Below are 22,743 nucleotides of genomic sequence, written 5' to 3' on the forward strand. Positions count from 1 at the left end.
TTTCGATGCTTACCGTGAAGGCGCTGCACATCATTCTTGTTACCAGCTGGTTCGCCGGTCTTTTCTATCTGCCCCGCCTGTTCGTCAACCATGCGATGGTCGAGGATGCGGCGACCCGCGAGCGTCTCGCGCTGATGGAATTCAAGCTCTACCGCTTCATGACCCCGCTGGGCATTCTGGCCGTCGGTCTCGGCTTCTGGTTGTGGTTCGGCTACGGTTTTGCCGGCGGCTGGCTGCATGCCAAGACCGCGCTGGTGGTGGGCCTCATTGGCTACCACCTCTATTGCGGCAAGCTGATGCGCGACTTTGCGGCTGGCAAGAACACGAAGAGCCATGTCTGGTTCCGGGTATTCAACGAGATTCCCGTCGTGGTGCTGCTGGTGGTCGTGTTTCTGGTTGTGCTCAAGCCGTTCTGAAGGGGGTAGCCGCAGGTGATGAGGAGACATGATGCAGCCTGAGACTGCAGTGCCGGCAACGGAGCCGGCGGACAAGCACGAGTTCAGCTGGCAGGCCCATTCGGTGCTGATCGTCGACGACGAGGAGGGCATGCGCCACTTCCTCGAGCGCACGCTCAAGCGCCGTTGCGGCATGGTGGAAGCCGCGGGCTGTGTCGAGCAGGCGGTCGAACTGATGGCGCGTCTGCACTTCGATCTGATCATTCTCGACATCGCCCTGCCGGGCAAGTCGGGCATCGAATGGCTGCACGAGCTGCGTGAGCAGGGCTTTGGCGGCGACGTGATCCTCATCACCGCCTTTGCCGACATGGAAACCGCGATCGACGCTTTGCGCGGCGGCGCGTCCGATTTCATCCTTAAGCCCTTCCGCATCGACCAGATCCTGAACTCGATCAAGCGCTGTTTCGAGCGCGCCCATCTGGCACGTGAAAACTTCGTGCTGCGCCGCGAGCTGGCCGAGCGTGCGACCGACGTCATCGGACTGGTCGGGCATTCGCCGGCCATCCAGCAGTTGAGCGCGATGATCCGGCGGGTCGGGCAGACGCCGAGTACGGTGCTGTTGCTCGGGGAATCCGGGACCGGCAAGGAGGTTGTTGCGCGAGCGCTGCATCAGACCAGCCCGCGTGCGCAGCGCCCCTTCGTGCCGCTCAATTGCGCGGCGATCTCGTCGGAACTGATCGAGAGCGAGCTTTTCGGTCATGTGAAAGGGGCCTTCACCGGCGCGAGCGAGAGTCGCAACGGCCTGTTCTATTACGCCCATGGCGGCACCCTGTTCCTGGACGAGATCAGCGAGCTGCCACTGCCGATGCAGACCCGGCTGTTGCGCGTGCTCGAGGAGCGCAAGCTGCGTCCGGTCGGCTCCGAGCGCGAGATCCCGGTGGATGTGCGCATCATCGCCGCATCCAACCGTGACCTGGCCGCCGAGGTGGCCGCAGGACGTTTCCGCCAGGACCTCTACTTCCGCCTGGCGGTGGTCGATATCCGCATTCCGCCGCTGCGCGAGCGGGTGGAGGACATCCCCGACCTGATGCGGCACTTCATGGAGATGCTGTCGCTGCAGCTCGGGGTTGCGCCGCTGCCGCTGTCGCACGGGCTGGTGAGCGGGCTTGCCGCCTATGCATGGCCAGGGAACGTGCGCGAGTTGCGCAACTTCGTCGAGCGCTCCCTGATTCTCGGCGCATTTCCCGCCGCGTCGCTGTCTTCGGCCAGCACGGCCGCGGCGTCCACAGACGATGACAGCCTGCCGCTGGAGGTGGTGGAGAAGCGCCACATCCTGCGGGTGGTCGAAGCCTGCGGCGGCAACAAGTCCGAAGCGGCGCGCCGTCTGGGCGTGTCGCGCAAGACGCTGGAGCGCAAGTTTGCCGACTGGGGCGAGGACACGCGTCCTGCGGCTGCCGAAGTCTGACGCCGTCACGCTCGATGCAAGTTCCCCGTTTTCTGAGGCCGCCGCTGGCGTATTTCCTCGGCTCGGTCCGTGCCAAGCTGCTCTTCCTCGTGCTGGCGCCGCTGATGCTCGGCTTTCCGATCATCATGGGGCTCACCTGGTACTGGAGCCACACCTATTACAACAAGCTGCTGGTGTTCAAGGTCGGCAGCGACCTGGTCACGGCCAATGAGTATTTTGACCGGGTCGTGGAAGGGGTCGGCATCCGGGTGGGCGGGCTTGCGACTTCGCGGCAGCTTGCGCAGGCGCTTGCCGAAGGCGGCTCAGAGGGTTTGCTGAAGGCGGCACAAGGCGAGCTCGGGCTCGATTTCATCAATGTGCTCGACGTCAATGGCCGGGTTCTGCATTCCACCGGGCATCTGCCCGCAGGCGCGGAGCGTGGCGAGTGGGCCATCGTGTCGCGCGCGATCCGCGAGGGTGCGGGCGAGCGGAGCGTGGTCGAGGTCTTCAGCGCCGACGCACTGGCCGCGATCTCTCCGGAACTGCGTGACCGTGCGCGCCTCGCGCTGGTCGATACGCCGCGGGCGGCGCCCGATTCGCGTACCCGGGAAGACCGCGGCATGGTGATTCACGCTGCGGCGCCGGTGTTCGACGCCCGTGGCAACCTGGCCGGCGTGATCGAGGGCGGGGTGCTGCTCAACGGCAACCTTGGCATTGTCGACACCATCAATGCCATCGTCTATCGCGAGGATTCCCTGCCGCTTGGCAGCAAGGGCACGGCAACGCTCTTCCTTGGCGATGCCCGCATTGCCACCAATGTGCGTCTTTTCGAGGGAGAACGTGCGCTTGGCACCCGGGCCTCGGCCGAGGTGAGCAAGCACGTCCTCACCGATGGAAAGCCCTGGCTGGAGCGGGCTTTCGTCGTCAACGACTGGTATGTGTCGGGGTATGAGCCGATCGTCGATAGCCAGGGGACGCGAGTCGGCATGCTTTACGTCGGCTTTCTCGAGGCGCCTTTCAGTGCGGCGAAGACGGTTGCCCTGCTGGTGATCTTCTGTCTCTTCCTCGCCATCAGCATCATCGGTGCGGTGTGGTCGCTGCATTGGGCGCGCAGCATCTTCCGCCCGATCGAGCGCATGCACGGCGCAATTCGCAGTATCGGCCGGGGTGACAATTCGGCGCGGGTCGGCCCGGTCGACAGTCGCGACGAGCTCGGTCTGCTGGCGCGCGAGTTCGATCGCCTGCTCGATGTGCTCGCGCTCAAGCGTGATCAGCTTGAGCAGCTTGCCGCTTCGCTCGACCGCAAGGTGGAGGCGCGCACCCGCGACCTTGAAACGGCCAACACCGAGTTGCGCGCTGCCCAGCGCCAGTTGCTGATGAGCGAGAAGCTCGCCGCGATTGGCGAGCTGACCGCAGGCGTGGCGCACGAGATCAGCAATCCGACGGCGGTCATCCAGGGCAACCTCGATCTCTTGCGCGAAGAGCTCGGGGCGCAGGCTGCGCCGGTGATGAGCGAGATCCGCCTGATCGACGAGCAGGTCAACCGCATCCGGCTGATCGTAACCAAGCTGCTGCAGTTTGCCCGCCCCGGGGAGTTCGCGGGCTATGTCGAAACGGTCGACCCGGCCACGGTGATTGCCGATTGTCTGGTGCTCACCCGGCAGCATCTGACCAGCCGCGGCGTGAAAGTGGTGCAGCATCTGCAGACCACGCGGCGGGTGGAGATCAACACCCAGGAACTGCAGCAGGTCCTGATCAATCTGATCGTCAACGCGGTGCAGGCGATGCCCGACGGCGGCACGCTGACCCTGAGTTCGACGCCGTGGGATGAACATGACATGCCCTGCGGGGTGTGCATCACGGTGAGCGACACCGGTCAGGGTATCCGCGAGGACGATCTCGCGCGTATATTCGACCCCTTTTTCACCACCAAGAAGACGCAGGGCACCGGGCTTGGGCTGTCGATCAGCTATTCACTGATCGAACGCTACGGTGGCCGCATCACGGTGGATAGCATCTATGGCAAGGGGGCGGCCTTCACCCTGTGGATTCGCGCCGAGCCGATGTATCGCAACGAACACGCAGAAGCGGCCCGCAACAGCGGTGGCTGACAGGAAAGAGACGATGAAAGTGATCGGATTCGCCGGCTGGTCCGGCAGTGGCAAGACGACGCTGGTCGAGCAGGTGATCGGCATCCTGTCGCAGCGCGGTCTCGCGGTGTCATTGGTCAAGCACGCCCACCATACCTTCGATATCGACCACCAGGGCAAGGATTCCTGGCGTCACCGCCACGCCGGTTGCCGCGAGGTGCTGATCAGCTCCGGTCTGCGCTGGTCGCTGATGCACGAGTTGCGCGGCGAGGACGAGATGTCGCTGGACGAGCTGCTCGGAAAGCTGTCGCACTGTGATCTGGTGCTGGTCGAGGGTTTCAAGCGCGCGGCGATCCCGAAGATCGAGGTGCATCGCGATGCGGTCCCCGAGCCATTGCTGTTTCCGGACGATCCCAATATCGTTGCGCTTGCAACCGACGTGGCGGTGAGCACGACCCTGCCCTGTCTCGACATCAACGATCCGCAGGCGGTGGCCGACTTCGTCGTCGACTTCGCTTTTAATCGCTGCCCAGCACCTGCCCAAGCGGGCTGAGGTCGTAGCCGCCCAGGCGTGTGGCCAGGCGCTGCATGTCGGCGCTGCCGTAGCACCGCAGCAGTTGCTGGAACAGTTTGCGGAACACGATTTCGCGTGGCAATGCGAGGTCGAAGGCTTCCCAGCCGAGGCTGATGAAGCCGAGACCGAACTCGGCCGCGGCGGCGCGGGTGCCCGGCGCGCAGTCGGCTTCTTCGCGCGCCAGCAGGCCGGCGGCCTCGCGTTCGGTGCGGGCTTCGGCGACCACGCTGCAGTCATCGGGTCGAAAGCCGCGACTGGCCAGTGCCGATTCAAGGAAGTGACGTGAGCCGGCGCCGGGCTGGCGCATCGCCCAGCGGTAGTCGAAGGCGGCGAGCGTCTCGATGCCGTCGATGCTGAGCTCGCGGCGAAGCATCACGCCCTGCTCGCGGTGCGCGAGACGCACCAGGGTCCATTGCGGGTGCTGACTGAAGCGGCGCAGCAGCATGCTGTGCTGGGCTGCGCTGGTATCGACGCCGCCCCAGTGCAGGGCGCAGATGTTGGCGCGGCGCCGGGCCAGCAGCTCCAGCCCCGGCAGGGTGCCGGTGGGGCTGTAGGCCACATAGGCTTCGCCGCCGAGTTGCGGGACCAGCGAGGTGACGACGGCCGCGAGCAGCGGGTCGTCGCTGCCGGTGATCAGCAGGCGGTCGGTGAGCACGCCGCCATGCGCCTGTTCGCGCAGCCACTCCTCCAGCAAGGGGCGCGGAAAAAGCCATTTGCCGCCGACCCGCACCGCGGGAATCTCGCGCGCATTGGCGAGCTCGTAGAGCTTCTTCTCGTTCAGGTGCAGGTAGGCCGCGGCCTGACGCGCGGTCAGGTTGGGGCTGTCTGCTGCAGCATCGCCGGCCGGGCGGGGCAGGTCGCGATCAGTCACGGCCACCGGGCAGGGTGCCGCTTGCGGCCGCGCTGAGTTCATCGCGGGTATTGATGTTGCGAAACGCTGCTTCCTCGTCGTCGAAGGGGACTTCGACGATGTTGAGGCTGCCGTACCAGCGGTCGATCTTGCGCCCGCCCCCGGCAAGGAAGGCGTGCAGGTGATCGGCCAGCGTGCGCCGGCACAGGCAGAACACCGGATGCGCCTGGTCGAAGGTCTTGGCGACAGCGAGGTCGGCTGCATTGGCGTGCAGCGCGGTCGCGAGCCGGGCAACGAGGTCGGCGGGCAGAAAGGGCGAGTCGCAGGGGGCGGTGACCACCAGCGGATGGCTGGCGCGCACCAGCGCCGCATGCAGACCGGCGAGCGGGCCGGCAAAGTCGGGGATGTCGTCGCCGAACACTGGGTGGCCGAAGGCCGCGTAAGCCTCGGTGTTCTGGTTGGCGTTGATCATCAGCTCATCGACCTGAGGGGCGAGCCGTGCCAGCACATGGGCGGCCATCGGTTTGCCGTCGAGTTCGACCAGGCCCTTGTCCACGCCACCCATGCGACGGCCCATGCCGCCGGCAAGAACGACACCGGTGATTTTCTCGGCGCTCATCGCTTGAAGTACTCCTCGCCGCTGAACAGCAGATAGTGTTTGCCCTGGGCGCGACCGATCATGGTCAGGCCGAGTTTCTGCGCGATGTCCCAGCCCATCTTGGTGAGACCGGAGCGTGAAACCAGGAAGGGGATGCCCATCTGTGCCGTCTTGATCACCATCTCTGAGGTGAGGCGGCCGGTGGTGTAGAAGATCTTGTCGCTGCCGTCGAGCCCGTCCAGCCACATGTGACCGGCGATCGCGTCCACCGCGTTGTGACGGCCGACGTCCTCGACAAACATCAGCACTTCGCTGCCTTCGGGCGTGGCGTGTGCGAGGGCACAGCCGTGTACGGCGCCGGCCTGTTTGTAGATGGATTCGTGATGCCGCACGGCGTCCATCAGTGCATAGAGCGTGGCCTGCGACAGGCTGCGCTGGGCAGGCAGTCGGATGTTGTCGATTTCGTCCATCAGTCCACCGAAGACCGTGCCCTGGCCGCAGCCAGTGGTGACGGTGCGGGTGCCGAGACGCTCGTCGGCGTCCTGCAGGCCATTGCGGGTGGTGATGGAGACCGCTTCGACCTCCCAGTCGACCTGTACCGAGGCGATTTCGTCCAGGCTCTTGACCAGGCGCTGGTTGCGCAGCCAGCCAATGGCCAGCGCTTCGGGGGCGGCGCCCAGGGTCATCAGGGTGACGATCTCGCGCTTGTCGACGTAGAGCGTGAGCGGGTGCTCGCCCGCAATCGCGGTGGGCACTGCCTCGCCGAGTTCATTGACGGCAGGGATGGTAACGGTAAGCGGACGGCTGGCGCTGCTGAGCACAGGGCGTCGGGCGGTCGGGAGATTCATGCGGGCCTTGCCATGGGGTGGAGCGGGGATTGTAGCCTCATCGTTCAAAGGGGTCAGAGTCGTTTGATCGGCGTTCAAACGACTCTGACCCCTTTGAACTGCCTGAGATGTCGGCGCGGGTGAGGCCGTTGTCGGGCGGGGCCAGGTTGAGCGCCACCAGCGACAGTGCGCGGTAGGCTTCGCCCAGCTCGGGGTCGAGGTCTGTGGTCGCGTCGATCTCGTCGCGGATGGTCTGCTTGTCGCCGCGTGCCACCGGTCCGGTCAGTGCGGCGCGGGTGCCGTTACGGTCGACGTTGGCGAGCGTGCCGGCGACCAGTGGTTGCAGTGCGGACCATGCGGTGTCGCGGTTCACGCCGGCGCCTTCCATGCAGCGCAGTGCGGCCTCCATCAGCGCGACGAGGTGGTTGCAGGCCAGTACGGCGGCGGCGTGGTATCGCAGCTTGTGTTCGGACATCACCGCAAAACGGCGGGCGCCGATGGCGTCGAACAGGGGGGCGAGGCGCTGCACGGCTTCGGGCTCGCCTTCGCAGGCGCAGAAGGTGCCGTCGAAGCTTGTGATTGCGGTGTCCGGGCTGGCGAAGGACTTGAGCGGGTGGATGCTCGCAGTGTGGGCGCCGCCTGCCTGCAGGGGGGCGAGGACGGCCGAGGCGAGCGCGCCGCTGCAGTGAAATGCGATGTCGCCCGGGCGCAGTGCAGCGTCTGCGGCGAGACGTGCGGCGACGCCGGCGATGGCGTCGTCCGGCGTGGCGATCAGCCACAGCTCGGCGGCTGGCAGCGGGCCTTCGACAATGGGCGTGCCTCCGCCGATGAATTGGCATGCGCTGCTGCAGCGTCCGGCATCGCGGCCGGCGACGGCGCCAATTCGCACCAGGCCCTTGTCCTGCCACAGACGGGCGAGGGTGCGCCCGAGGCGGCCGGGACCAATCAGGTTGAGCGTTGGAATGAGCATGGATCGATTGTATGTGAGGGCGGTCCACAATGCAGGGCAGTGGCGGCGGCGCGGAGTCTGCGCTGCGATGCGCGCGGCCGCTGGCTGACGTATTCTGTAAACGAGATTCGTACCCATCCAAGGAATGTCCGCATGCACCACTTTCCCGTAGCCGTGATCATGGAGCGTCGACGCTTGCAGAATCGCTGGGTCGATGAGGCCTGGGAGGCAGTGGGCGTGGTGCCGGCGTTCGATGCAGAGGCGCAGTCCGAGCCGGGCGCGCCGAGGCCGGCGCCGCGCCAGATCCTGAACGAAGACGATCGCGATCAGTGGCTGTTTGACGGCTTCCGGCTGGAGCTTTTTCGCGACGAGGTCGACAACTACTTTCTCAACATGAGTTCGCCGATCCCCAAGGTCTTCGTGATGTGGCGCAAGGAGGGCGAGATTGCAGCGCCCGAGGTCACTTCCGTAAGTTACGGCGAGGCGGCGCGCTGGCTGGATTCCGGCGAGCAGGTGGATGGCATTCCGATGTCGCGCGAGGTGGCCGACTGGGTGGGCGACTTCGTCAATACGCATTACAAGCCGGCGCCGCGCAGGAAGGTGCGGCGCAATGACCCGCTGGCGCAGGACAGGGGGCGGGCATGAGCACACCGGGACGGTTCCTGTCGCGCTGGTCACGCCTGAAGCTGGCACCGGTTGGGGAGACCGGGGTCGAGGCTGAACAGCAGGTCCCCGCGGCAACGGTTCCGCCCGCGGCCGCTGCGGCTGTCGAGGGTGGGTCGCCGGCGGGTGTCGATCAGGTCGCGGAGCCGGCAGCGTTGCCGGATATCGCCTCGCTTGCACTCGACTCCGATTTCACCGCCTTCCTCAAGGATGAGGTGAGCGAGGGGCTGCGTCGGCAGGCGCTGAAGAAGCTGTTCAATGACCCGCACTTCAATGTGATGGACGGGCTGGACATCTACATCGACGACTACTCCGTGTCGACGCCGATTCCGCCGGAACTGCTGGCCAAGCTGCGCTCGGCGGCCGAATGGCTGGCCGATCGCGATGAGAAGGAGGACGCCGACGCCGCTGCCGAGTCGACGTCGCAGCAGGTGGCGCAGACCCCGGACGAGCCGTCAGCGGGCGACGCCTTGCTGCCGGAAGCGGGCGCGACCGAGCCTGCGCCGACCGAGCCAAGCCAGTCCTGCCCTGCGGCAGCGGGGGGCGAAGCATCTTCTGCCGGCGGCGTCGAAGCCGCACCCATCGATCATGCTGCGTCTGCCGGGCGCTGAAGGTCCACCTCCGGTTTCCCGTTTCTGTCGCATTTGCTGCCAGTGAGCTCAGGCAAATGGCTCAATCATCGGGCATGAACTGCGCATTCCAATATTGCGCCGCAATAAATCAAGTTGATGCGACATATTGGCTCGACTGAGACATTTTGTCCTTTCGATGCGTTGATCTCCGTTCTGTTCAGGTGTTCTGGTTTCTTTTTGCGCTTATGAGGTGGATTGCATAGGCCCGGAGACTGCTTTAAGTCCACACCTCAAAGGATGTGGGCCAATGCGCAACAGCAGCAAACAGATCCGTCTTTGCGATTGCAATCGCAGCTTCGACCTCGACGCCGAGCGGCTGAGCGGACTTTCGTCCGGCGCCGGCGTTTCGGTTCATCACGAACTCTGCCGCCGCGAACTGCCGGTGCTGGAGGCTGACCTCGCTGCCGGGTGCGACGTGGCAGTCTCCTGTACGCAGGAGTCGGCCCTGTTCTCCGAACTCGCCGACTCCATTGATGCCGCCCGCCCGATCCGCTTCTTCAACGTGCGCGAGAACGCCGGCTGGTCGGACGAGCGCGCAGCGGTGACGCCGAAGATGGCGGCCCTGATCGCGGCAGCGACCACCCTGCCCGAAGTCGAGCCGGTGACCGGCGTGCAGATGCAGGCCGGCCGCGCCTTGCTGATCGTCGGCGAAGCGGGTGCCGCGCTGGGTTGGGCCGAGCGCCTGTCCGGCAGTTTCGAGGTCTCGGTGCTGATGACCGAGCGTGCGGGCGAAGTTGAATTGCCGGCCGAGAATGCGTATCCGGTATGGTCGGGCAGCCCGCTGGTGCTCAAGGGCCATCTGGGCGCCTTCGAGCTGAGCTGGACGCAGCAGAACCCGATCGATCTCGATCTGTGCGTACGCTGCAACGCCTGTATCAAGGCCTGTCCGGAAGGTGCGATCGGTTTCGATTTTCAGGTCGATGCGAACAAGTGCAAGAGCCATCGCGCCTGTGTCACCGCCTGTGGTGAGATTGGCGCGATCGATTTTTCCCGCAAGGATGTTGCACGCAGCGAGCAGTTCGATCTGGTGCTCGATCTGCAGGCCGAGCCTCTGCTCAAGCGTGTCGAACTGCCCGACGGCTATGCCGCGCCCGGTCGCGATCCTTTCGATCAGGCGCTGGCGGTTCAGGCCCTCGGCGAATGCGTCGGCGAGTTCGAAAAGCCGCGTTATGTGGCGTTCGAGTCCGGGCTGTGCGCACACAGCCGTTCGCGCAAGTCGGGCTGCAACAACTGTATCGAGGTCTGCTCCACCGAGGCGATCCGCAGCAACGGCGACGTGATCGCGGTCGATCCCTATCTGTGCAAGGGCTGCGGCACCTGCAGCACGGTGTGCCCGTCGGGTGCGCTCTCCTTCCAGTATCCACGGGTGCCTGACGTCGGCCTGCAGGTCAAGACCGTGCTGAGCGAATACGCGCGCGCCGGTGGCAGCGATGCCTGCGTGCTGTTTCATGCGGCCGATGCCGGCGGCAAGCTCATCGAGCGGCTGGCGCGCCGCGGTCGCGGCCTGCCGGCACGGGTGATTCCGGTTGAAATCTGGAGCGCCGACGCGATCGGCCTCGACCTGATGCTCGGCACCCTGGCGATGGGTGCCTGTCAGGTGGCCGTACTGACGGCCGGCAGCCACGATCCCGCGCCGCTGCAGGCTCAGGCCGGACATGCTGCGGCGATTCTCGGTGCGCTCGGCTATGCCGGCGAGCCGGTGCGTATCGTCGATGCAGCCGATGCCGACGACTGGCAGAAGCTCGAGCGCGCGCTGTGGGACTGGACCCCGGCAACGGCCGTGGGCCGGCCGGCGAGTTTCCGCCTGCTGCCGAAGAAGCGCGAAACCCTCGAGCTGGCGCTGCGGCATCTGGTCGCCGAAGCGCCTGCGGCGCGTACCGAAGCCGGTGTGCCGGCGATGGTGGCACTCAAGGCCGGGGCGCCCTTCGGCCAGGTCATGGCGAGCGATGCGTGTACCCTGTGCATGGCCTGTACCGGCGCCTGTCCGGCCGGTGCGCTGCGCGCGTCCAACGATTCCTACCGCCTCGATTTCATCGAACGCAACTGCCTGCAGTGCGGACTGTGCGTGAATGCCTGTCCGGAGTCGGCGCTCAGTCTCGAGCCGCGTTTGCTGTTCGGTGACGAGGCCCGCCGCGCGCGCAAGCTGCGCGAAGCCGACACCTTCCACTGCGTGAGCTGCGGCAAGGCGATGGGCGCCTCGCCGATGATCGAGGCGATGATTTCCCGCCTTACCGGTCACTCGATGTTTGCCTCGGCCACCGAACTCGGCCGCCTGCGCATGTGCGGCGACTGCAGGGTGATCGACCTGATGAAGAACGAGAAGAGCACCAAAGCCTGGGACATGACCGAATGAACGCACCGATGAGTTCCGATGCCCGCAGTCTGCAGCCCGCACCGGCGTGGTCGGATGAGGACCGTGCTCGTGCCGAACACTATGCGCTGCTTGCCCGTCTGTATTTTGCTGCGCCGGATGCAGCCCTGCTGGAGGGTCTGAGCCGGACTGCGCAGGTGCTGGGTGCAGGCAAGGGGGCGTTTCCCGAGGCCTGGGCGGCCCTTGGCGAAGCCGCGGCAGCGACCACGGCCGAGGCGGTGGCCGCCGAGTATTCCGCCCTGTTTCAGGGCGTGGGCCGTGCCGAAGTCATGCTCAATGGCTCGTGGTACCTGACCGGTTTCCTGCAGGAAGAACCGCTGGCGGAATTGCGCGAGGACCTGATCGAACTCGGGCTCGGTCGTCGCGAAGGCGTGGCCGAAACCGAGGACCACATCGCCGCACTGGCCGAAGTGATGCGGCATCTGGTGGTGACCGGTCCGGACGACGAAGGCCTGATGCGGCAACAGGCGTTTTTCAGTCGCCACCTGGCGCCGTGGTACGGCGCTTTCGTGGCAGAGGTCGCGGCAGCGCCGTCGGCCAGTTTCTATGTACGGGTCGGCAGCCTGCTGCAGGCCTTTTTCGATATCGAGCGCCAGGCGTTCGACATGGTGTGATCGGGCCGACCAAGGCCCGCAGTCCGTCTAATTGATGGGGAGAACGAGGATGAGCGAAAACAAGACCAAGCTGTCGCGGCGGAATTTCCTGCTGTCGCTCGGGGCTGGCGGTGCCGCGGGTGCGGCAGCGGTGGCCACGGTGGCGAGCGGGCCGGCTGCACCGGCAGTTGAGCAGGCGGTGAAGAGTGCCGCCTCCAGCGAGCGCGTCGGCACCAGCGAGCACATGCGCAACTACTACCGCACTGCGCGCATCTGAAGGAGAGCAAACGATGTTGACCAGGAAAAGTGCCGTCGCGAGCGGCAGCAGCAACCGGCGTTTGCGCAGCTCGGCCGCCCGCATCATGGGCAAGACCATGGACCGCCGCGCCTTCCTCAAGCATTCAGGCCTTGGCATGGGTGCCGGTGCGATTGCCACCCAGCTGCCCTACAACCTGATCGGTAGTGCCGAAGCGGCGGCACCGGCTGAAAACCGCATGGCCGGTGGCGAGGAAATCAAGCGCACCGTGTGTACCCACTGTTCGGTGGGCTGTGCGGTGGATGCGGTGGTGAAGAACGGCGTGTGGGTGCGCCAGGAGCCGGTGTTCGACTCCCCGATCAACCTCGGCGCGCACTGTGCCAAGGGTGCATCGGTGCGCGAGCACGGTCACGGCGAACATCGCCTGAAGTACCCGATGAAGCTGGTCGACGGCAAGTACCAGAAGATCAGCTGGGAGCAGGCCCTGAATGAAGTGGGCGATCGCCTGCTGAAGATCCGCGAGGAAAGCGGTCCGGACGCGGTGTACTGGGTGGGCTCGTCCAAGCACAACAACGAGCAGTCCTATCTGCTGCGCAAGTTCGTGTCTTTCTGGGGCACGAACAACTGTGACCACCAGGCTCGCATCTGCCACTCCACCACGGTGGCCGGCGTTGCGAACACCTGGGGTTACGGCGCGATGACCAACTCCTACAACGACATGCAGTTCGCCAAGGCGATGCTGTTCATCGGCTCGAACGCAGCCGAGGCGCATCCGGTGTCGCTGCTGCACATCCTGCACGCCAAGGAAAACGGCGCCAAGATGGTCGTGGTGGATCCGCGCTTCACCCGCACTGCGGCCAAGGCCGATTACTACGTCCGCATCCGCTCCGGTACCGACATCCCCTTCATCTGGGGCATGCTGTACCACATCTTCAAGAACGGCTGGGAAGACACCAAGTACATCAACGATCGCGTCTTCGGCCTGGAAAAGGTCAAGGAAGAGATCATGACCTGGACGCCGGAGAAGGTGACCGAGGTCACCGGTATCTCCGAAGAGCAGGTCTTCAGGGTCGCCGAGGCGATGGCGAAGAACAAGCCCTCGACCGTGGTGTGGTGCATGGGCCAGACCCAGCACACCGTCGGCAACGCCAACGTGCGCGCAATGTGCATCCTGCAGCTGGTGCTGGGCAACGTCGGCAAGTCCGGTGGCGGCACCAACATCTTCCGCGGCCATGACAACGTGCAGGGCGCGACCGACGTCGGCCCCAACCCCGATTCGCTGCCGGGCTACTACGGTCTGGCTGCCGGCTCGTGGAAGCACTGGGCCACGGTGTGGGGCGTGGACTACGAGTGGATCAAGGGGCGTTATGCCTCCGAGGCGATGATGACCAAATCGGGCATCACCGTGTCGCGCTGGATCGACGGCGTGCTCGAGGACAACGAACTGATCGACCAGGATTCGAACCTGCGCGCAGTGGTGTACTGGGGCCATGCGCCCAACTCGCAGACGCGTGGTGCGGAAATGGTCGAGGCGATGAAGAAGCTCGACACCATGGTGGTGATCGACCCCTATCCGTCGGCCACCGCATCGATGGCGGCGATGGTGCGCAAGGACGGCGTGTATCTGCTGCCGGCCGCGACCCAGTTCGAGACCTACGGCTCCTGCACCGCGTCGAACCGCTCCATCCAGTGGCGCGAGAAAGTCATCGAGCCGCTGTTCGAGTCCAAGCCCGACCACACCATCATGTATGCCTTCGCCAAGAAGTTCGGCTTTGCCGACGAGCTGGTGAAGAACGTCAAGCTCAACAAGGACAAGCAGGGCTGGGACGAGCCGGAGATCGAGGACATCCTGCGCGAGATCAACCGCGGCACCTGGACCATCGGCTACACCGGCCAGTCGCCAGAGCGTCTCAAGCTGCACATGAAGAACATGCACACCTTCGATGTGAAGACGCTGAAGGCTTCGGGCGGTCCGTGCGACGGCGACTACTTCGGTCTGCCGTGGCCCTGCTTCGGCACCCCCGAGATGAAGCACCCCGGTACGCCCAACCTGTACGACACCTCGAAGCACGTCATGGACGGCGGCGGCAACTTCCGCGCCAACTTCGGCGTCGAGCGCGATGGCGTGTCGCTGCTCGCCGAGGACGGTTCGGCCTCCAAGGGTGCGGACCTGCAGATGGGCTATCCCGAGTTCGACCATGTGCTGCTGAAGAAGCTCGGCTGGTGGGATGAACTCACCGACGAGGAAAAGGCACTGGCCGACGGCAAGAACTGGAAGACCGACATTTCCGGCGGCATCCAGCGCGTGGTGATGAAGAATCACGGTTGCCACCCCTTCGGCAACGCCAAGGCGCGTGCGCTGGTGTGGAACTTCCCCGATCCGGTGCCGCTGCACCGCGAGCCGATCTATTCGCCACGTCCGGACATGGTCGAGAAGTACCCGACCCACGCCGACAAGATGGCCTTCTGGCGTCTGCCCACGCTGTACAAGTCGCTGCAGGACAAGGTCAAGGACATCTCCAAGGAGTATCCGCTGATCATGACCTCGGGACGCCTGGTCGAGTACGAGGGCGGTGGCGAGGAAACCCGCTCCAACCCGTGGCTGGCCGAGCTGCAGCAGGAGATGTTCGCCGAAGTGAACCCGAAGGACGCCAACGACCAGGGCATCCGCAACGGCGATTACATGTGGGTCGAGTCACCGACCAAGGCCAAGCTCAAGGTGCGTGCCCAGGTCACGGAGCGGGTGGGTGCGGGCACGGTATTCCTGCCCTTCCACTTCTCCGGCTGGTGGCAGGGTGAGGACATGCTCAAGTACTACCCGGAGGGTGCGGCGCCAATCGTGCGTGGCGAGTCGGTCAACACCGCGACCACCTACGGTTATGACTCGGTGACGATGATGCAGGAAACCAAGACGACCCTGTGCCGGGTCATGAAGGCCTGAGGGGGAGGAGAGAATAATGGGACGCATGAAATTTCTGTGTGACGCAGAGCGCTGCATCGAGTGCAACGGCTGTGTCACCGCCTGCAAGAACGAGAACGAGGTGCCATGGGGCGTCAACCGACGCCGTGTGGTGACGATCAACGACGGTGTGCCGGGCGAGCGCTCGATGTCGGTGGCCTGCATGCACTGTTCGGACGCGCCGTGCATGGCCGTGTGCCCGACCAACTGCTTCTACAAGGCAGACGGCGGCGTGGTGCTGCACGACAAGGACATGTGCATCGGCTGTGGCTATTGCTTCTTCGCCTGTCCGTTCGGCGCGCCGCAGTTCCCCAACGGCCCGAGCGCCTTTGGCGAGCGCGGCAAGATGGACAAGTGCACCTTCTGTGCCGGTGGTCCGGAAGAGACCGGTTCCAAGGAGGAGTACGCCAAGTACGGCTCCAACCGTCTGGCCGAAGGCAAGCTGCCGGCCTGTGCCGAAATGTGCTCGACCAAGGCGCTGCTGGCGGGCGATTCGGCTGCCGTGTCCGACATCTTCCGCGACCGCGTGCTGCGTCGTGGCAAGGGTCTGGAAGCCTGGGGCTGGATGACGGCCTACGGTGAAGAGCAGAAGGAGGGCGCGAAATGAGCGCACGAGGCTTGATGTCGATGCTGGCCGCGGTCGCGCTGGCCGGCGGGCTGGCGGGCTGTGGCGAGCAGCCGCAGGTGGTCACTTACGAGCAGGGCAAGTATCAGGGCAAGGCCGACAGCCAGCCCTGGGACAACCCGGTGTTCAAGGGTGACAAGGCGGCCTGGGAGCTGGCGATGAAGAATCGCGCCCGCGCGCAGAACGAATACAACCGCACCCAGTGAGGAGGCTCACCATGAAGACATTCTTCATGCGTCGCGGCAGCGCCCTGCGGCTTGTCATGCTGTGCTGGATGATGGCGCTGTTCGGCGCCTTCATGCCTGCACACGCGGCAGGCGAGGCGGCTGCCGAACAGGTGGCGCGCGAGCAGTCGCAGCCGCTGAACAACGCGCCGGTGTGGCGGGAAGTGCGCTCGGGCCAGGAGCACTTCACTTTGGCAAAGGGGCCGGAAGCCGGCGTCCTGATCCAGAGCGAGGGCAATACTTGGCGGCAGTGGCGCAACGGCCCGATCACCCAGTACGGTGGCTGGCTGCTGATCCTCGTGCCGTCTGCCATTGCGCTGTTCTGGCTGGTCAAGGGCACGATGAAACTGCATGACAAGCCGACCGGTCGCAAGATGAAGCGATTCTCGGGCTTCGAGCGTTTTGCGCACTGGGGAACAGCGATCACCTTCTTGCTGCTCGCAGTTACCGGTGTTGCAATCCTGTTCGGCAAGCACGTGCTGGCGCCGATCTTCGGGCCGGAGTTCTTCGCGTCCCTGCTCGTGGTCGGCAAGCTGATCCACAACTATGTCGGCCCGGTGTTCGGCGTGTTCGTGCTGCTGATGATCCTCACCTTCCTGCGCGACAACGTATGGCAGGCGTGCGATGCGATCTGGATCAAGCGCGCAGGCGGGCTGCTGGGCGGCGATCATGTGCCTTCGAGCCGCTTCAACTTCGGCGAGAAGACCTGGTTCTGGTTGGGCGTGACCTTTCTCGGTCTGACGGTGGTGCTGTCCGGACTGGTTCTGGATTTCCCCAACTACGGCTGGACACGGTCCGACATGCAACTGGCCAACATGGTGCACGGCGTGGGCGCACTGGTCCTGCTCGCCTTGTCCTTCGGTCATATCTACATGGGCACGATCGGTGTCGAAGGTGCGTATCAGTCGATGAAGACCGGTTACGTGGATGAGACCTGGGCCCGGGAGCATCACGAGTTCTGGTACGACGACGTCAAGGCCGGGAAGTCCGGTCATCCTCAGGATTCGGTTACAGGAGCACGTTCATGAAATCCATGCTTAGCGCAGTGCTGCTCGTCGCCGGCCTCGGCCTGGCGACCGGCCCGGTGTGGGCCAAACTGCCCGCGCCTTCGGAAGAAGCTCAGGCCAAGGCGGCCGAGGCCAAGGAAAAGGCCGCGGAGGCAGCCAAGGTCGCTGGGGACCAACTCGCTGCGGCGCAGGATCGTGTTGCCGCCGCATGGAAGCTCAAGGCGGGCAAGTAAGCCTGCTGGTGCGATTCGCAGTAACAGGGCCCGGACACCGTTTCCCCTCCAGTATGGGTGTCCGGGCCTTCTTCAGGCCCCGTCTGGCGCGAGTCGGACGGGGTTTTTCTTTTCCTGCGGGCGGCACCCGATGCAGCTGAGTCGGGACAAGCGTGTGGCACACGTTACAATGCGCGCATTCCGCCCCGCCCGAGCGTGAGCCCTGTGATCCACAGCGGCCGCTTGTGGCATTTCCATTCATTCCGGAGCGCTTCATGGCCGAAACATTCTTTTCCCCCTGCCCACGTGGCCTCGAAAACCTGCTGGCTGACGAGTTGCGGGGTTTCGGTGCGGCAAGCGCAGAGGTTCTTCATGGCGGGGTGATGTGGAGCGGTGACTGGGCGAGCTGCTATCGCGCCAACCTCGAGAGCCGCCTGGCGACGCGCGTGCTCTGGCGTGTGGGGCGCAGCCGCTATCAGGGTGAAATCGACATCTACAAGCTCGCCTACAGCGTGACCTGGGCCAAGTGGTTCACGCCGGACGACAGCATCCGCGTATCGGTGACGGCGCAGCAGTCGCCCCTGAAGAGTCTCGAATTCATCACGCTGCGCATCAAGGATGCGGTGTGCGACCACTTCCGTACCGTGGTGGGACGTCGACCCGACGTGGACACTGCGAATCCCGCGATCCGCATTCATGCCTTTCTCACCAAGGACATGGTCACCCTGTACATGGATACCTCGGGTGAGCCGCTGTACAAGCGGGGTTTCAAGACGGCTGCGGTCGAGGCGCCGCTGAAGGAAAACATCGCGGCCGGCATCCTCAAACTCAGCGGCTGGCAACCCGGTGAGCCGTTGATCGACCCGATGTGCGGCAGCGGGACTTTCCTGCTCGAAGCGGCGCAGATGGCGCTCGGGATTGCGCCGGGACTGGGCCGCAAGTTCGGCTTCGAGCGCTTCAAGAATGTGGACGAGGCCACCTGGTCGGCCGTGCGCAGCGCGGCAGAGGCACGGCGCAAGCCGCTCGCGCCGCAGCCGATCTTCGGTTCGGACATTGTTGGGGATCAGGTGCGCCGAAGCCGCGAGAACCTGGCCGCCGCCGGACTCGACAAGTGCGTGACCCTGGACCGGGCCGACATCCTCGACCGGGTGGCGCCGTTCGCTGCCGGGGTGATGGTGACCAATCCACCCTACGGAGTGCGGATCGGCGAGGCAGAGGAGCTGGCGGCCTTTTATCCGCAGCTCGGTGATGCACTGAAAAAACACTGGGCCGGCTGGCGCTGCTACTTCTTCAGCGGCGACATGATGCTGGCCAAGCTGATCGGTCTCAAGGCCAGCAAGCGCACCCCGCTGTTCAATGGTGCGCTCGAGTGCCGTCTGTTCGAGTACAAGGTGATTTCCGGCAGCATGCGCGACAAGCCGCGTGCTGCGGATGACGCACAGAAGGATCCCTCCTGAGGCCTGGCCAGGCCGGGGCTTCGGCGACGTGGTTCGCCGCCGGAGCCTCTTGCGTCAGACGATGTCGAGGTGCTGGATGCCCGAGCTCATGTCCTTGTCGCCCAGCTTGCTGTTGAGCTTGATCTGCAGGCGCAGGTCGTTGACCGAGTCGGCGTTTCGCAGTGCATCCTCGTAGGTGATCATGCCTTCCTCGTAGAGGTCGAACAGCGACTGGTCGAAGGTCTGCATGCCGAGCTCGCGCGAACGCTTCATGATGTCCTTGATGCCCGGCACCTCACCCTTGAAGATGAGGTCGGAGATCAGCGGCGAATTGAGCAGGACTTCGACTGCCGGGATGCGGCCCTTGCGGTCCTTGAGCGGCAGCAGGCGCTGCGAGATCATCGAGCGCAGGTTCAGCGACAGGTCCATCAGCAACTGCGAGCGACGTTCTTCCGGGAAGAAGTTGATGATGCGGTCGATTGCCTGGTTGGCGCTGTTGGCGTGCAGCGTGGCCAGACACAGGTGACCGGTTTCGGCGAAGGCAATCGCGTAGTCCATGGTCTCGCGGTCGCGGATCTCGCCCATCAGGATCACGTCCGGCGCCTGGCGCAGGGTGTTCTTCAGCGCGGCCTCCCAGTTCTCGGTGTCGATGCCCACTTCACGCTGGGAAATGATGCAGTTCTTGTGCTGATGCACATACTCGATCGGGTCTTCTACGGTGATGATGTGCCCGTAGCTGTTCTCGTTGCGGTAATCGACCATCGCCGCCAGCGAGGTCGTCTTGCCGGTACCCGTCCCGCCGACGAAGATCACCAGGCCGCGTTTGGCCATTGCGATGTCACGCAGCACGGCCGGCAGGCCGAGTTCGTCGAAAGTGGGAATCTTCAGCGCGATGGTCCGCAGGACCAGGCCGACGCGCCCCTGCTGGATATAGGCATTGGCGCGGAAGCGGCCGATGCCGGCCGGCGAGATCGCGAAGTTGCACTCCTTGGTGGCCTCGAACTCGGCAGCCTGGCGATCGTTCATGATCGCGCGGGCGAGTTCGGCGGTGTGAGCGGGGCTCAGCGCCTGATTCGACTGCGGCACGATGCGGCCGTCGATCTTGATTGCTGGCGGGAATCCGGAGTTGATGAAAAGGTCGGAGCCGTTCTTCTGCAGCATCAGCCGCAGCAGGTCGTGCATGAACTTGAGTGCCTGATCGCGTTCCATTTTCCGCTCCCTTTAGCCGCATGCATGCGCATGCGGGCAGAATGAGTGTCTCGTCCGGTTGCCGCCTGCGGCCGACGCGCGGCGCAGGCGTGCTGCATCAGCCGGCGAAGCTTTCCTTGTTCTGTGCCTTCAGCCTGGCTTCGGCGTTGGACACGATATTACGCCGCACCAGATCGGACAGGCACTGGTCGAGGGTCTGCATGCCGACGTTCTGTCCGGTCTGAATCGCGGAGTACATCTGTGCGATCTTGTTCTCGCGGATCAGGTTGCGGATTGCAGGGGTGCCGATCATGATTTCGTGCGCCGCCACGCGGCCGGCGCCGTCCTTGGTCTTGAGCAGTGTCTGCGAGATCACCGCACGCAGCGACTCGGAGAGCATCGAACGTACCATGTCCTTCTCGGCCGCCGGGAACACGTCGACGATACGGTCGATGGTCTTGGCGGCAGACGAGGTGTGCAGGGTGCCGAACACGAGGTGGCCCGTCTCGGCCGCGGTGAGCGCCAGACGGATGGTTTCGAGGTCGCGCATTTCGCCCACCAGAATGACGTCGGGGTCTTCACGCAGCGAGGCGCGCAGCGCATTGGTGAAGGACATCGTGTCACGGTGCACTTCGCGCTGGTTGATCAGGCAGCGCTTGGATTCGTGCACGAACTCGATCGGGTCCTCGACGGTGAGGATGTGGCCGTATTCGTTTTCATTGACGTAGTCCACCATGGCCGCCAGCGTGGTCGACTTGCCCGAGCCGGTGGGGCCGGTGACGAGCACGATGCCGCGCGGCTGGTTGGCGATGTCCTTGAAAATCTTCGGGCAGTTCAGCTCTTCGAGCGTGAGCACCTTGGACGGAATGGTCCGGAACACGGCGCCCGCGCCGCGGTTCTGGTTGAAGGCGTTGACCCGGAAGCGCGCCAGGTTGGGAATGGCGAAGGAAAAGTCGCACTCCCAGGTTTCCTCGTACTGCTTGCGCTGGCCGTCGTTCATGATGTCATACACCATGGCATGGACGTCCTTGTGTTCCATCGGCGGCAGGTTGATGCGCCGGACGTCTCCGTGCACCCGGATCATCGGCGCCAGGCCTGACGAGAGGTGAAGGTCGGAGGCCTTGTTCTTGACCGCAAAGGCGAGGAGTTCTGTGATGTCCATGATGTCGGTTCTGACGAGCTTGAGGAAGGGGCGTCCGGAGCCGCCGGCGGGGCCGGTGCTATACTTTCGGCGCAGTGCTCCGAGAGAAAAGGCTTTGGCAATATGACATCAATCTCCGCCAACTTGCAAGCCGTTAGCGCACGGATTGTAGCGGCTGCGCGCGCCGCAGGACGGGATCCGGCCTCGGTGCGCCTGCTGGCGGTGAGCAAGACCAAGCCCGCAGAGGATGTTCGTGCCGCGGCAGCGGCCGGACAGCGTGCTTTCGGCGAAAATTACGTCCAGGAAGGCGTGGATAAGATCGCCGCGCTGGGCGACGCCGGGCTCGAGTGGCATTTCATCGGACCGCTGCAGAGCAACAAGACGCGTCCGGTGGCGGAATCCTTCGACTGGGTGCACGGCATCGACCGGCTGAAGATCGCAGAACGGCTGTCTTCCCAGCGCGGGGGCGATCTGCCGCCGCTCAACGTGTGCATTCAGGTCAATGTCAGCGGCGAGGCCAGCAAGAGCGGCGTCACGCCTGCAGAGGTGCCTGCGCTGGCGAGGGCGATCGCTGTCCTGCCGCAGCTGTGCTTGCGCGGCCTGATGTGCATTCCCGAACCCAGCACCGACCAAAGCCTGGTGCGCAGCCGCTTTGCCGCGCTGCGCCTGCTCCGGGATGCGCTGGTGGCGGAGGGAATGACGCTCGACACCCTGTCGATGGGCATGTCGCACGATCTCGAGGCAGCGATTGCAGAAGGGGCGACGATCGTTCGCGTCGGTACGGCAATATTCGGCGAGCGGCAGTTGCCGCCGCATCAGGACAGGACGGCATCTCATTGATGCCGGCCCCTCAACACTTACTCCATGGTTCGGACAACAGATGAAAATTACCTTCCTTGGTGGCGGCAACATGGCCATCGCACTGATCGGCGGCATGATCGAACGCGGCTTCGCTGCACAGGACATCCAGGTGATCGAGCTTGATGCCGACAACCGCGAGCGCCTGCACAAGCGCTTCGGTGTCCGCGCGACCGGCGTGGCCGATGCGCAGGCGCTGGGCTGCGATGTGCTGATGCTGGCGGTCAAGCCCCAGCAGATGAAGGCTGCGCTCACGCCGCTGGCGGGTGTGCTGAAGGACGTGCTGGTGATCAGCATTGCAGCGGGGCTGCGGCTCGGCGACATCGGCCGCTGGCTTGGCGGCGCGGCGGCACCCTATACCCGCATCGTGCGCTGCATGCCGAATACCCCGGCGCTGATTGGTGCCGGCATCACCGGCCTGTATGCCGATCCCTCGGTCGATGTGGCGGGCAAGGAAGCCGCCGGCCGGATTCTCGCCGCGGTCGGCTCCACGGTGTGGATCGAGGACGAGGCGCAGATGGATGGCGTGACCGGCGTGTCCGGCAGCGGCCCGGCCTATGTATTCCATTTCATCGAAGCGCTGGAGGCTGCGGGACGTGCGCAGGGCTTCGACGAGGCGACGGCGCGCAAGCTAGCGATCGACACGGTGCTGGGTGCTGCGCGCCTGGCTGCAGGCTCCGAGGATGCGCCTTCGGTGCTGCGCGAGAAGGTGACCTCCAAGGGTGGCACGACTGCCGCGGCACTGGCCCATCTCGCCCAGGCTGGCTGGCACGATACCCTGGTGGACGCCGTGGCGGCCGCTGCAGACCGTGGCCGTGCGCTCGGCGACGAGCTTGGAAAGGACTGATCGC

The 22,743-nt window shown here is 64.8% G+C and carries 23 protein-coding genes; 17 read left to right on the plus strand and 6 right to left on the minus strand.

Going from position 1 to position 22,743, the window contains the following annotated elements; genetic code table 11:
• Positions 1-5: 5 nt before the first annotated feature.
• Genes AC22G6_RS13970 through mobB form a run of 4 tightly spaced genes read left to right on the plus strand, consistent with a single transcriptional unit; the run spans position 6 to position 4,482 of the window.
• Positions 6-416, plus strand: a complete 411-nt coding sequence (locus AC22G6_RS13970; RefSeq protein ID WP_108949804.1) for a CopD family protein — start codon at positions 6-8, stop codon at positions 414-416.
• A gap of 31 nt (positions 417-447) precedes the next feature.
• Positions 448-1,860, plus strand: a complete 1,413-nt coding sequence (locus AC22G6_RS13975; RefSeq protein WP_487367270.1) for a sigma-54-dependent transcriptional regulator — start codon at positions 448-450, stop codon at positions 1,858-1,860.
• A 14-nt stretch (positions 1,861-1,874) separates the two neighbouring features.
• Positions 1,875-3,950, plus strand: a complete 2,076-nt coding sequence (locus tag AC22G6_RS13980) for a sensor histidine kinase (protein ID WP_487367271.1) — start codon at positions 1,875-1,877, stop codon at positions 3,948-3,950.
• 13 nt (positions 3,951-3,963) lie between these two features.
• Positions 3,964-4,482: a molybdopterin-guanine dinucleotide biosynthesis protein B gene (mobB, locus tag AC22G6_RS13985; protein WP_487367272.1), complete on the plus strand. Its 519-nt coding sequence runs from the start codon at positions 3,964-3,966 to the stop codon at positions 4,480-4,482.
• Here the strand turns inward: mobB and AC22G6_RS13990 are convergent.
• The 4 genes from AC22G6_RS13990 to AC22G6_RS14005 are packed head-to-tail and all read right to left on the minus strand — an operon-like array spanning position 4,448 to position 7,748.
• On the minus strand, positions 4,448-5,374 hold the full coding sequence (locus tag AC22G6_RS13990; protein ID WP_487367273.1) for a substrate-binding domain-containing protein: 927 nt from the start codon (positions 5,372-5,374) through the stop codon (positions 4,448-4,450). The genes mobB and AC22G6_RS13990 overlap by 35 nt on opposite strands.
• Positions 5,367-5,972 carry a molybdenum cofactor guanylyltransferase MobA gene (gene mobA, locus AC22G6_RS13995; RefSeq protein WP_108949800.1) on the minus strand — a complete coding sequence of 202 codons (606 nt, stop codon included), beginning with the start codon at positions 5,970-5,972 and terminating at the stop codon, positions 5,367-5,369. Before mobA ends, AC22G6_RS13990 begins: the two co-directional genes overlap by 8 nt.
• The gene (locus tag AC22G6_RS14000) at positions 5,969-6,799 is read right to left on the minus strand and encodes a formate dehydrogenase accessory sulfurtransferase FdhD (RefSeq protein WP_487367274.1); all 831 of its coding nucleotides are present in this window, start codon (positions 6,797-6,799) and stop codon (positions 5,969-5,971) included. The genes mobA and AC22G6_RS14000 overlap by 4 nt, the downstream gene beginning before the upstream one ends.
• Positions 6,800-6,836: 37 nt before the next feature.
• Positions 6,837-7,748 (minus strand): Rossmann-like and DUF2520 domain-containing protein, encoded by a 912-nt coding sequence (locus tag AC22G6_RS14005; protein ID WP_487367275.1) that lies wholly within the window; start codon positions 7,746-7,748, stop codon positions 6,837-6,839.
• A 132-nt stretch (positions 7,749-7,880) separates the two neighbouring features.
• Between AC22G6_RS14005 and AC22G6_RS14010 the strand changes: the two genes are divergently transcribed.
• The 11 genes from AC22G6_RS14010 to AC22G6_RS14060 all read left to right on the plus strand — a co-directional run bounded on the left by AC22G6_RS14010 (position 7,881) and on the right by AC22G6_RS14060 (position 18,726).
• Positions 7,881-8,372, plus strand: a complete 492-nt coding sequence (locus AC22G6_RS14010) for a DUF3305 domain-containing protein (protein WP_108971676.1) — start codon at positions 7,881-7,883, stop codon at positions 8,370-8,372.
• Positions 8,369-9,001 carry a DUF3306 domain-containing protein gene (locus tag AC22G6_RS14015; protein WP_487367276.1) on the plus strand — a complete coding sequence of 211 codons (633 nt, stop codon included), beginning with the start codon at positions 8,369-8,371 and terminating at the stop codon, positions 8,999-9,001. Before AC22G6_RS14010 ends, AC22G6_RS14015 begins: the two co-directional genes overlap by 4 nt.
• Positions 9,002-9,269: 268 nt before the next feature.
• Entirely contained in the window at positions 9,270-11,375 is a 2,106-nt protein-coding gene (locus AC22G6_RS14020; RefSeq protein WP_487367277.1) for a 4Fe-4S binding protein, read from the plus strand.
• Positions 11,372-12,007: a TorD/DmsD family molecular chaperone gene (locus AC22G6_RS14025; RefSeq protein WP_487367278.1), complete on the plus strand. Its 636-nt coding sequence runs from the start codon at positions 11,372-11,374 to the stop codon at positions 12,005-12,007. Before AC22G6_RS14020 ends, AC22G6_RS14025 begins: the two co-directional genes overlap by 4 nt.
• Positions 12,008-12,056: 49 nt before the next feature.
• A complete protein-coding gene (locus AC22G6_RS14030; RefSeq protein ID WP_108949794.1) occupies positions 12,057-12,263 on the plus strand; it encodes a hypothetical protein in 207 nt (68 codons plus the stop codon).
• 13 nt (positions 12,264-12,276) lie between these two features.
• The gene (locus tag AC22G6_RS14035) at positions 12,277-15,183 is read left to right on the plus strand and encodes a formate dehydrogenase subunit alpha (RefSeq protein ID WP_487367279.1); all 2,907 of its coding nucleotides are present in this window, start codon (positions 12,277-12,279) and stop codon (positions 15,181-15,183) included.
• Between the two features lie 16 nt (positions 15,184-15,199).
• Positions 15,200-15,808, plus strand: coding sequence for a formate dehydrogenase FDH3 subunit beta (fdh3B, locus tag AC22G6_RS14040; protein ID WP_108949792.1), 609 nt, complete (start codon positions 15,200-15,202; stop codon positions 15,806-15,808).
• The gene (locus AC22G6_RS14045; protein ID WP_108949791.1) at positions 15,805-16,032 is read left to right on the plus strand and encodes a hypothetical protein; all 228 of its coding nucleotides are present in this window, start codon (positions 15,805-15,807) and stop codon (positions 16,030-16,032) included. Before fdh3B ends, AC22G6_RS14045 begins: the two co-directional genes overlap by 4 nt.
• Positions 16,033-16,043: 11 nt before the next feature.
• Positions 16,044-17,078: a formate dehydrogenase subunit gamma gene (locus tag AC22G6_RS14050; RefSeq protein ID WP_487367280.1), complete on the plus strand. Its 1,035-nt coding sequence runs from the start codon at positions 16,044-16,046 to the stop codon at positions 17,076-17,078.
• Positions 17,075-17,290 carry a hypothetical protein gene (locus AC22G6_RS14055; protein WP_487367281.1) on the plus strand — a complete coding sequence of 72 codons (216 nt, stop codon included), beginning with the start codon at positions 17,075-17,077 and terminating at the stop codon, positions 17,288-17,290. The genes AC22G6_RS14050 and AC22G6_RS14055 overlap by 4 nt, the downstream gene beginning before the upstream one ends.
• Before the next feature lie 254 nt (positions 17,291-17,544).
• Entirely contained in the window at positions 17,545-18,726 is a 1,182-nt protein-coding gene (locus AC22G6_RS14060) for a THUMP domain-containing class I SAM-dependent RNA methyltransferase (protein WP_487367282.1), read from the plus strand.
• Positions 18,727-18,780: 54 nt separating this feature from the next.
• Here the strand turns inward: AC22G6_RS14060 and AC22G6_RS14065 are convergent, their stop codons facing one another.
• Together AC22G6_RS14065 and AC22G6_RS14070 are read right to left on the minus strand one after the other, a co-directional pair.
• Complete coding sequence (locus AC22G6_RS14065; RefSeq protein ID WP_108949788.1) at positions 18,781-19,914, minus strand: PilT/PilU family type 4a pilus ATPase; 1,134 nt, start codon at positions 19,912-19,914, stop codon at positions 18,781-18,783.
• 97 nt (positions 19,915-20,011) lie between these two features.
• Positions 20,012-21,055, minus strand: coding sequence for a type IV pilus twitching motility protein PilT (locus AC22G6_RS14070; RefSeq protein WP_108949787.1), 1,044 nt, complete (start codon positions 21,053-21,055; stop codon positions 20,012-20,014).
• A 102-nt stretch (positions 21,056-21,157) separates the two neighbouring features.
• On the opposite strand from AC22G6_RS14070, the gene AC22G6_RS14075 reads away from it, so the two are divergent.
• Both AC22G6_RS14075 and proC read left to right on the plus strand, forming a co-directional pair.
• A complete protein-coding gene (locus AC22G6_RS14075; protein WP_487367283.1) occupies positions 21,158-21,874 on the plus strand; it encodes a YggS family pyridoxal phosphate-dependent enzyme in 717 nt (238 codons plus the stop codon).
• A gap of 40 nt (positions 21,875-21,914) precedes the next feature.
• Positions 21,915-22,739: a pyrroline-5-carboxylate reductase gene (gene proC, locus AC22G6_RS14080; protein ID WP_487367284.1), complete on the plus strand. Its 825-nt coding sequence runs from the start codon at positions 21,915-21,917 to the stop codon at positions 22,737-22,739.
• Positions 22,740-22,743 lie beyond the last annotated feature (4 nt).

It is taken from the genome of Parazoarcus sp. PS-13 R2A (assembly GCF_057621855.1).

Excerpts from the sequence above, each read along its gene's own strand:
- AC22G6_RS13970 (WP_108949804.1), top strand. The coding sequence starts at position 6 with ATGCTTACCGTGAAGGCGCTGCACATCATTCTTGTTACCAGCTGGTTC.
- AC22G6_RS13975 (WP_487367270.1), top strand. The coding sequence starts at position 448 with ATGCAGCCTGAGACTGCAGTGCCGGCAACGGAGCCGGCGGACAAGCAC.
- AC22G6_RS13980 (WP_487367271.1), top strand. The coding sequence starts at position 1,875 with ATGCAAGTTCCCCGTTTTCTGAGGCCGCCGCTGGCGTATTTCCTCGGC.
- mobB (WP_487367272.1), top strand. The coding sequence starts at position 3,964 with ATGAAAGTGATCGGATTCGCCGGCTGGTCCGGCAGTGGCAAGACGACG.
- mobA (WP_108949800.1), bottom strand. The coding sequence starts at position 5,972 with ATGAGCGCCGAGAAAATCACCGGTGTCGTTCTTGCCGGCGGCATGGGC.
- AC22G6_RS14000 (WP_487367274.1), bottom strand. The coding sequence starts at position 6,799 with ATGAATCTCCCGACCGCCCGACGCCCTGTGCTCAGCAGCGCCAGCCGT.
- AC22G6_RS14005 (WP_487367275.1), bottom strand. The coding sequence starts at position 7,748 with ATGCTCATTCCAACGCTCAACCTGATTGGTCCCGGCCGCCTCGGGCGC.
- AC22G6_RS14010 (WP_108971676.1), top strand. The coding sequence starts at position 7,881 with ATGCACCACTTTCCCGTAGCCGTGATCATGGAGCGTCGACGCTTGCAG.
- AC22G6_RS14015 (WP_487367276.1), top strand. The coding sequence starts at position 8,369 with ATGAGCACACCGGGACGGTTCCTGTCGCGCTGGTCACGCCTGAAGCTG.
- AC22G6_RS14020 (WP_487367277.1), top strand. The coding sequence starts at position 9,270 with ATGCGCAACAGCAGCAAACAGATCCGTCTTTGCGATTGCAATCGCAGC.
- AC22G6_RS14025 (WP_487367278.1), top strand. The coding sequence starts at position 11,372 with ATGAACGCACCGATGAGTTCCGATGCCCGCAGTCTGCAGCCCGCACCG.
- AC22G6_RS14030 (WP_108949794.1), top strand. The coding sequence starts at position 12,057 with ATGAGCGAAAACAAGACCAAGCTGTCGCGGCGGAATTTCCTGCTGTCG.
- AC22G6_RS14035 (WP_487367279.1), top strand. The coding sequence starts at position 12,277 with ATGTTGACCAGGAAAAGTGCCGTCGCGAGCGGCAGCAGCAACCGGCGT.
- fdh3B (WP_108949792.1), top strand. The coding sequence starts at position 15,200 with ATGGGACGCATGAAATTTCTGTGTGACGCAGAGCGCTGCATCGAGTGC.
- AC22G6_RS14045 (WP_108949791.1), top strand. The coding sequence starts at position 15,805 with ATGAGCGCACGAGGCTTGATGTCGATGCTGGCCGCGGTCGCGCTGGCC.
- AC22G6_RS14050 (WP_487367280.1), top strand. The coding sequence starts at position 16,044 with ATGAAGACATTCTTCATGCGTCGCGGCAGCGCCCTGCGGCTTGTCATG.
- AC22G6_RS14055 (WP_487367281.1), top strand. The coding sequence starts at position 17,075 with ATGAAATCCATGCTTAGCGCAGTGCTGCTCGTCGCCGGCCTCGGCCTG.
- AC22G6_RS14060 (WP_487367282.1), top strand. The coding sequence starts at position 17,545 with ATGGCCGAAACATTCTTTTCCCCCTGCCCACGTGGCCTCGAAAACCTG.
- AC22G6_RS14065 (WP_108949788.1), bottom strand. The coding sequence starts at position 19,914 with ATGGAACGCGATCAGGCACTCAAGTTCATGCACGACCTGCTGCGGCTG.
- AC22G6_RS14070 (WP_108949787.1), bottom strand. The coding sequence starts at position 21,055 with ATGGACATCACAGAACTCCTCGCCTTTGCGGTCAAGAACAAGGCCTCC.
- AC22G6_RS14075 (WP_487367283.1), top strand. The coding sequence starts at position 21,158 with ATGACATCAATCTCCGCCAACTTGCAAGCCGTTAGCGCACGGATTGTA.
- proC (WP_487367284.1), top strand. The coding sequence starts at position 21,915 with ATGAAAATTACCTTCCTTGGTGGCGGCAACATGGCCATCGCACTGATC.